The following is a 7,287-nucleotide window of genomic DNA, read 5'->3' as shown; positions in this document are numbered from 1 at the left end:
TGACCTCATTCCCGCCGCACCACGCCGCACCAACAGCAGCCAACCCTACCGAGTCAGCCCCTGACCGCCCTACCCACGCTCAACTGCGAAGGGCCAGTAATAGCCCTGCCCTAAGGGCACGCCAAGGATGCTCGCTGCCTCAGTCAGCGCCTCGTCCTCAAGTCCTTCGATGACAACAGTCATTCCCAGGTCCCTGCCCATCTGGAGGAGGGTCGCCATGATGCTGAGGGTTTCCAGCGGCCTGGCATAAACATGAAGGAATAGGCCGCGGTCGAGTTTGATGGCAGTGAACGGGAAGGACGAAAGTCTCTGCAAGCTGCTGTGCCCGGATCCGAGGTCATCCATGGCAAGCCGGACACCGATCTCGGAAAGTTGCTGCAGCGCGGCCCGCTGTGTCTCCAAACTCAAGGTCTGGGACTCCAGCAGTTCCAGTCCCAGCCCGCCGGGCTCGATGTTGTGGGTGCGCAACTGCTCCCCGATAGAGCTAACCAAAGTGATGTCGTGCAAAATTTCTGGCGGCAGGTTCACCGCGATGTTGGGGCGCACACCCGGTCGGTCCCAGCCGGCAATCAAAGCCAATCCCTGATCGAGAACATGGTCGAAAAGGATGCGCAAATCCGCGGGATCAAGGTGAGGCAGGAACTCATCGGGGTTCGCGATACGGCCCCCTGGTACCTCAAGACGCGCCAGGGCCTCGAACAAGGTGACCAGCCCGTCACGAAGGTCCACGATGGGCTGGAAGTGGACCACGACGTTTCCGCACCTGAGCGCTTTGCGATAAATACTCGACTCGGTTCCTTCCCCCTCTCGGGAACCGAGTCCCATGACATCCCAGGCACCCCCCGCACTCCTCCTGCTCCCAAGTCCGCCGGGATGTGTGTGGGCATTGGCTGCAGTCTCCCACCAGGAAGCACCATCGCTGCGTCGTTCCTTGGCCGCGTAGAGGGCTTCATCTGCGCTGCGCAGGATGGATTGGCTATCGGTGCCGTCTTCAGGAACCACCGCGATCCCCATGCTCATGCCAATAGAGATCTGCTGATCATTCACGGTGAACGGCTTTTCCACGGCCTCATGGAGACGATCCATGATTCCAGGCAGGTCCTCGTGCAGGGTGGCGCGGTTGATGCTGCCAAGAATCAGAAGGAATTCGTCCCCACCCATCCGGGCCAGCACGTCGCCGTCGCGAAGGCGAGCGAGGACGCGGGTGGCCCATTGCTGCAGGACCGAGTCCCCTGCCGCATGGCCTAGGGTGTTGTTCACGACACGAAAATCATCCAGGTCGATCAGGCCAACCGCTACCCTCCGGTCCCCGTCAGGGGCGTACTGAACGGCTTCATCAACGGCCCGTTCTGCCGCAATCCGGTTTGGCAGCCCCGTCACGCGATCGTGAATAGCCTGGGCCTCCAGCTGCTTCAGCAACGCGACCTTATTGCTGATATCGCGTTGAACACTCACATAATGGGTGACCTCGGATCCTGTACCAACCCACATCGGGACGATCTTCAACTCAGCCCAGAACACAGACCCGTCTTTGCGGTAATTAAGGATCTCCCCCTCAAACACTTGCCCTGAGGCCAAAAGATCCTTGATCTGTCGGGTCGTGCCGGGGTCGGTGCCCGGACCTTGCAAGACCCGGCAATTCTCGCCTATCAGATCTGCCGGCCCATACCCCGTCATCGCCGTGAACGAGGCCGACATGTACGTGATGAGCTGCTCGGCGTCGGTGATCACGGCGATATCAGCGGTCGCCGTCCGAGCCGCCGCGAGCACCCCAGCGAGACCACTCCCGTCATCGCCACGCCCGGGATCGTGCTCACCGACACCGCTGCTGTGGGTACCACCGTTGTGCTTCAGCAAACCTGTAGTTCCCCTCTATGGGACCGAGCCGGACAAGACCATGAACCGCGTGGGTCGGTCAACACGACTGGCAGTGGCATGGAGCCTACGCGCATTCGCGTCCCAATGGCGCAGGTATACCTAGTAACGGTGGCTTGTCATACTTGCTGACAAGCGCGACCTGCGGCACTGCCCCGGATTCCGTTGACTCTCCGGGTTCAGTGTTGTCAGGCGGCTTTGAGGCCGTTATCGACTCAAATTCGACCGGCGTGAGCCTCCCGAGGCGCCGTTGACGACCTATCGCGTTGTGGGAGGCCGAGACGGCAAGGGACGCTTTCATCCGGGAATCGAAGGGATAGCCCGGTCCGGTTGGAGTAGACATCCTTGATCGCGCACAAGTAGAGCTTGTCCTCGTCGGTGCGGTGCTCGGTGATGTCCGTGAGCCACAACTGATCCGGGCCCGTCGCTGTGAATTCCCACTCGACTCGGTCATCGTGCACCGCAGGCGGGCTTCGCGAGTCAGACCGCCTTTCCAGGCTAAGACGGCCCAAATCAGTCGGCTGCTGCTTAGTAGTCCGAACCGGTTCTCGCTGACTTCTGTGGCTCCGAGGACCGCGTCACACCAGAAGGTGAAGACGACAATGCTGCGGCTTGGCTACTGGGCGGCCTTGCTCTTCTTTCCCCGACGGCGGGTGATGAACAGCCACCCCAGAAGCCACCCGCCGAGAGCAGTCACAATCCAGACGAGGAGGGTGGCGCCCACCCACGCCATGAAGCCGCTGATCTCAAGCCCGCCGTCGAACCATGACGCGATAGCCAGGGCGATCAGGGTGGTGACCAGCCCGATTCCTCCAAGGATCGCCGACGCATACTGCCGGGCGACGTTGAACACGAACGGCCCGAGCACACCCTGGGCGAGGGCGAAGACGACCACCGCAACAACGAAACCAGCCGGCTGCAGCACCACACCGGGAACGATCCAACCCGCGAGGAGCAGCCCGATCGCTGCCGTGGCGAGATTGATCAGGATGTGTATCAGGAAACGAATCATTCCGAGGTCCGATCTAGTGGAGCTTTTCGTCCCAGAGTCTCGACTCTGGGACGATCACGCGTCCCCCACTCCGGGTGAATCTGATCGAGCCAGGTGCCCCTGAGCAGTATCAGGGTTGTGTTTCAGTGAAGCCCTGGTCCGTCATCGACTTGACGGCGGGAGCATCCGGGGCGGCCTCTCCCTCGGTCCAGGTGCGGCGCCACGGCCGCTGATCGTAGATCGCCAGGAGTTGCGCCCCGAGACCCAGGAGCACCATGGCAGCCCAGACCGCGATGTTCAGCCACGGGATCTGCAGCGCAACGATGAGGATCACACCGCCGACCAGAGCCTTCACCACCGGGGGCTGGTCACCCCGGAACAGGAGCCTTCCGATGTAGTACGCGACGTGCACGAAGGTCGCCAGCGTGAGGGTGAGCCAGATCAGGAATCCGGCAAGCGCGAGAGGCGCCCCGATGATCGTCACGAGGATCACCACCAGTGCGATTGGGACAGCGATCGACGCTACGAATCCGACGAGCAGGGCCCTCCACGGCGTCGGGACGAGGTGATTGGTGACCCGATGCAACACGCGCGGAAGGAGTAATCCAGCGAGTGCTGTCACGAGGCTCAGCGCGACCAGCGCATAGAGCAGCCCCAGGAGCCAGCCGATGAACATCGCCCACGGTGAGGCTTCGACCGTGGGCGGCTCCGGTGACACGACACGCTCCACCGTGCCACTGACCGCGCCCCCGGCGATCCGCGCGTCCCTGTCGCTGGTGTAGGTGACGTTCCCGCCGACCGTTCCATCGATGGTGAGGCTTCCGACGCCGACGACGACATCACGGCCGACCGCCCCCGTGAGCACGATGCTCTCCGCGGCACCCACCAGGTCGCCGCCGAACGAGCCCGCGTCGGTGACTTTCACGATCGACGCGAAGATCGTTCCACTGCGTGCGATGGCACCGTTGATGGTGACGTCCTGCCCTGCGAGCCGGACATTGCCGTCCACGTTCCCGGTGATGGTGATGGTCTGGGCTGCTGCGATCACATCACCGGTGACATCACCGGAAATGGTGACACTTTGACCGGCTGCGTACACGTCCCCGTCAACGTCATTCGTGATATCGATGACCGAATCACCGTAGAACTGCGGTCCGACGCCATCGTTGACCACAGCGGGCACGGTGGACGGGCCCGACGCCGGAGACGCAGCGACCGACGCCGACCCTGTAGCCAGGACGAGAGTGATCACCGCAAGAACTGCGGCGAGAACCCTCCGGGTATGTGGGAGTACTTCCATTGCAACGCCTCTCCTGCCTGGGTGCACATGATGTGATGGGCCCTCGTCGGCGTCGCGAGCGTGTGCGCCTCCTGGCGAGTTGGAGCTCCCGGGCCGACCCCGACGAAGCGAGCGGGTCGAGCTTCTCAGTGGCGTCCACCCTGGAGGAGAGTCGAAGGTCCCGACAGTGGGACCGTGCTGGTGGTCGGGGCGGTCCCTGACCCGGACAAGGCCCCGCTCAGGCGCACCGCGGAGCCCGGTCGGGGGCCGGCTCAGCCTCCGACCGGGCTCCGTGGGTTCGCCCGCGAGAAAAGCTAGTTCGCGTAGACGTCCACCAGGCGCAGGTCCGGCGCCCACAGCCCCAGCGAGTCGCCGGTGTTGTTGAGCACGGAGGCCGGGATCGCGTTGAAGTAGGCGGTCGGCGTATTCGTGCCGGGGCCGGTGTGGACGCGCAGCTCACCACCGGGCTGCAGGACGTAGCCCTCCCCAACACGCAGGATGTTGTTCGCGGCATCCCGGAGGAAGTAGCCGCTGACGTCAACCGCGGCACCGGAGACGTTGCGCAGCGTCACGTACTCGCCGGCGTTCGGCAGGACGTCGTCGCCCGCCGGGTTGTTCACGGCTCCGCTGATCTCCAGGGCTGCACCCGGGAACACGGGGATCCCCTTCAGGTAGCGGCTGTTCTGGATCGGGAAGTCGGTGGTCACAACGTCGACACCGAGGTCCACGACGGCCTGCACGGCTTCCGGCGAGTTCACCGTGTAGACGCCCATCACGAGGCCGGCCCCCTTGACCCGGGTGACATCGGCGGCGGTGAGGCCACGGTAGTTCGCGCCGACGGAATCCACGAACGTAGCCCACTCGGCCAGCACCTCGGACCCCGGGACCGCACCCGTGAGCTGCTGCAGCTCCACCTCCGGTGCCAGGGCGGCGAACCTGCGGTTGGAGGACTCGTCGAAGCCGAGCACCTGCACCTTGTCCGCGTCGACCAGCTTCTGCCAGGCGGGATCGGTGCTCAGTTCGGCGGCCACCAGTTCCTCGACGCCGGGCGAGTTCACCGGCGACTTGATCTCGATGTACACGCCGGTGTTGCGGGTGGCCACCCGGGCGGCGTCGTCGAGGTGCGGGATCTTCTCGCCGACGAAGCGCCCGTCGAAGTACGCGCCGACGTCGAGCTGCTGCAGCTCGGCCCACGTGAAGGACGTGATCGGGTCGCCGGCGCGGTCCGGGAAGACGTCCGCCACATTGGTGGTGCGGGTGGGGGTGTCGTCGTGGAAGAGGAACGGGACACCGTCGGCACTGAGCTGCACGTCGATCTCGATGAAGTCCGCGCCTGAGGACCGGCCGTCCTTGAAGGCCGCCACGGTGTTCTCGGGCGCCGTACCCCCGGCACCGCGGTGCCCCACGAGAATCGGACCAGCCTGACCCTTGGCGTCGCCGCGGCCCTCGGACGCCTCGGTGACGGGACCGGCCGGGACGGCGTGAGCGGGAACAGCGAGGAAGGAGAGCCCGACGGCGACGGCGGCAGCCGAACGGATGGAACGGACGAAACGGGGCATGGGTGGATCCCTTCGGGTGGAGGATACGCAAGCGTTGATCGCTCACGTCCAGCCAACCGTCCCCACCCGACCCGCCCGTCAACGGCGGGTGAACTGCCAGCGACAGTCACAGTTACCTCAGGTAACGGCCTACGACAGGCCGAGGGCCGGCACGGACAGGCCGAACTCGCGCCGGAGCGCCAGCTTCGCCGCGTTGAGCCCGGCCATCCCGTGCACGCCCGGACCGGGCGGGGTGGACTGCGAGCAGAGGTAGACCCCCTTGATCGGCGTCGCCCAGGGCTCCAGGGACGGCACCGGGCGGGCGACGATCTGGCGGAGGTTCACCGCTCCGCTGCTGAAGTCCCCGCCCACGTAGTTGGCGTTGTAGACCTCGAGCTCGCTCGCCGTCGTCGTGTGGCTCCGGACGACGACGTCACGGAAGCCGGGCGCGAACCGCTCGATCTGCGCGGTGACCGCCTCCGCCATGTCCTGCGTGGAGCCGCGCGGCACGTGGCAGTAGGTCCAGAGCGTGTGCCGGCCCTCGGGGGCGCGGGTGGGGTCGAACGACGACGGCTGGGAGAGGAGTACGTACGGGCTGTCCGGGTGGACACCCTGGTTGACCTGCTTCTCGCCGGCGGCGATCTCCTCCCGCGTCCCGCCCAGGTGCGCGGTCCCGGCGCGGTGCAGCTCGGGATGGGTCCACGGGACGGGCCCGGACAGGATGAAGTCCACCTTGCACGCGGCGTTGCCGTAGGTGAAGGCGGCCAGGGCCTTCTCGTAGGCCGCCGGGAGGCGCCCCCTGGACATGGACTGGAACGTCTTCGGTGCGACGTCGAGCAGCACCACCCGTGCGTCCGACACCTCCGCGAGGGTCTCGATCCTGCTGTCCGTGACGATCTGTCCGCCGTGCTGCCGGACGTCGATCGCCAGGGCGTCGGCGATGGACTGCGATCCGCCGACCGGGATGGGCCAGCCCACGGTGTGCGCGAGGAGGTTCAGCACCAGGCCTGCGCCGGCGCCGGTCAGGGAGGGCAGGGTGCCGACGGGGTGCGCCATGACGCCCGTGACGAGGCCCTTCGCCTCCTCCGTGCTGAAGCGGCGGTTCCACCACGGCAGTCCCTGGTCGAGGACCGCGAGGCCGAAGCGGACGGCTGCCTCGGGTTTCTTCGGGACGCGCACCACGTGGTTGAGGGTGAACGCGAGGATGCCCTGTTCGCGGTCGCTGAGCGGCTGCAAGAGGCGCCGGTACGCCTCGCCGTCCACGCCGAGCCCCCGGACCGTCTCGTCGAGGCTGCGGTAGGCGATGCCGGCCCGTCCGCCGTCGAGCGGGTGGGCGAAGGAGACCTCGGGGACCACGAACCCGATGCGGCGGCTCAGCTCGAAGGCGCGGAAGAATGGCGACGCGAGGGCCATCGGGTGGACGGCCGAGCAGAAGTCGTGGAGGTGGTCCTGCTCCATGAGTTCGATGGAGCGGGACCCGCCGCCGATGGTAGGCGCCGCCTCGTGGATCCGCACGGACAGGCCGGCGCGCGCCATGACGACGGCGGCCGCGAGTCCGTTCGGACCGGCGCCGACGACCTCGACATCTACCATGGCTTCCTCTC

General features: G+C 65.9%; 5 protein-coding genes and 1 pseudogene. All 6 read right to left on the bottom strand.

What is annotated here, in order from left to right; genetic code table 11:
* Nucleotides 1-69 precede the first annotated feature (69 nt).
* A complete protein-coding gene (locus tag IWX63_RS14820) occupies nt 70-1,857 on the bottom strand; it encodes a putative bifunctional diguanylate cyclase/phosphodiesterase (RefSeq protein ID WP_199278919.1) in 1,788 nt (595 codons plus the stop codon).
* Between the two features lie 265 nt (nt 1,858-2,122).
* A pseudogene (locus IWX63_RS14815) lies at nt 2,123-2,389 on the bottom strand (DDE-type integrase/transposase/recombinase); the annotation flags it as partial.
* A gap of 102 nt (nt 2,390-2,491) precedes the next feature.
* Nucleotides 2,492-2,887, bottom strand: coding sequence for a phage holin family protein (locus tag IWX63_RS14810; RefSeq protein ID WP_199278918.1), 396 nt, complete (start codon nt 2,885-2,887; stop codon nt 2,492-2,494).
* A 109-nt stretch (nt 2,888-2,996) separates the two neighbouring features.
* A complete protein-coding gene (locus IWX63_RS14805; protein WP_199278917.1) occupies nt 2,997-4,166 on the bottom strand; it encodes a polymer-forming cytoskeletal protein in 1,170 nt (389 codons plus the stop codon).
* A gap of 293 nt (nt 4,167-4,459) precedes the next feature.
* Nucleotides 4,460-5,704 carry a glycerophosphodiester phosphodiesterase family protein gene (locus IWX63_RS14800; RefSeq protein WP_199278916.1) on the bottom strand — a complete coding sequence of 415 codons (1,245 nt, stop codon included), beginning with the start codon at nt 5,702-5,704 and terminating at the stop codon, nt 4,460-4,462.
* A gap of 129 nt (nt 5,705-5,833) precedes the next feature.
* Nucleotides 5,834-7,276: a phytoene desaturase family protein gene (locus IWX63_RS14795; RefSeq protein WP_199278915.1), complete on the bottom strand. Its 1,443-nt coding sequence runs from the start codon at nt 7,274-7,276 to the stop codon at nt 5,834-5,836.
* Nucleotides 7,277-7,287: the final 11 nt, after the last annotated feature.

It is taken from the genome of Arthrobacter sp. CAN_A2, assembly GCF_015752045.1.
Classification (GTDB): domain Bacteria; phylum Actinomycetota; class Actinomycetes; order Actinomycetales; family Micrococcaceae; genus Arthrobacter_D.
Note: the sequence above shows the minus strand (reverse complement) of the source record. Positions and strands in the feature narration are given on the sequence as shown.

Bases quoted from the DNA above. Each gene is read 5' to 3' on its own strand.
- IWX63_RS14810 (WP_199278918.1), bottom strand. From the start codon at position 2,887: ATGATTCGTTTCCTGATACACATCCTGATCAATCTCGCCACGGCAGCG.
- IWX63_RS14805 (WP_199278917.1), bottom strand. From the start codon at position 4,166: ATGGAAGTACTCCCACATACCCGGAGGGTTCTCGCCGCAGTTCTTGCG.
- IWX63_RS14800 (WP_199278916.1), bottom strand. From the start codon at position 5,704: ATGCCCCGTTTCGTCCGTTCCATCCGTTCGGCTGCCGCCGTCGCCGTC.
- IWX63_RS14795 (WP_199278915.1), bottom strand. From the start codon at position 7,276: ATGGTAGATGTCGAGGTCGTCGGCGCCGGTCCGAACGGACTCGCGGCC.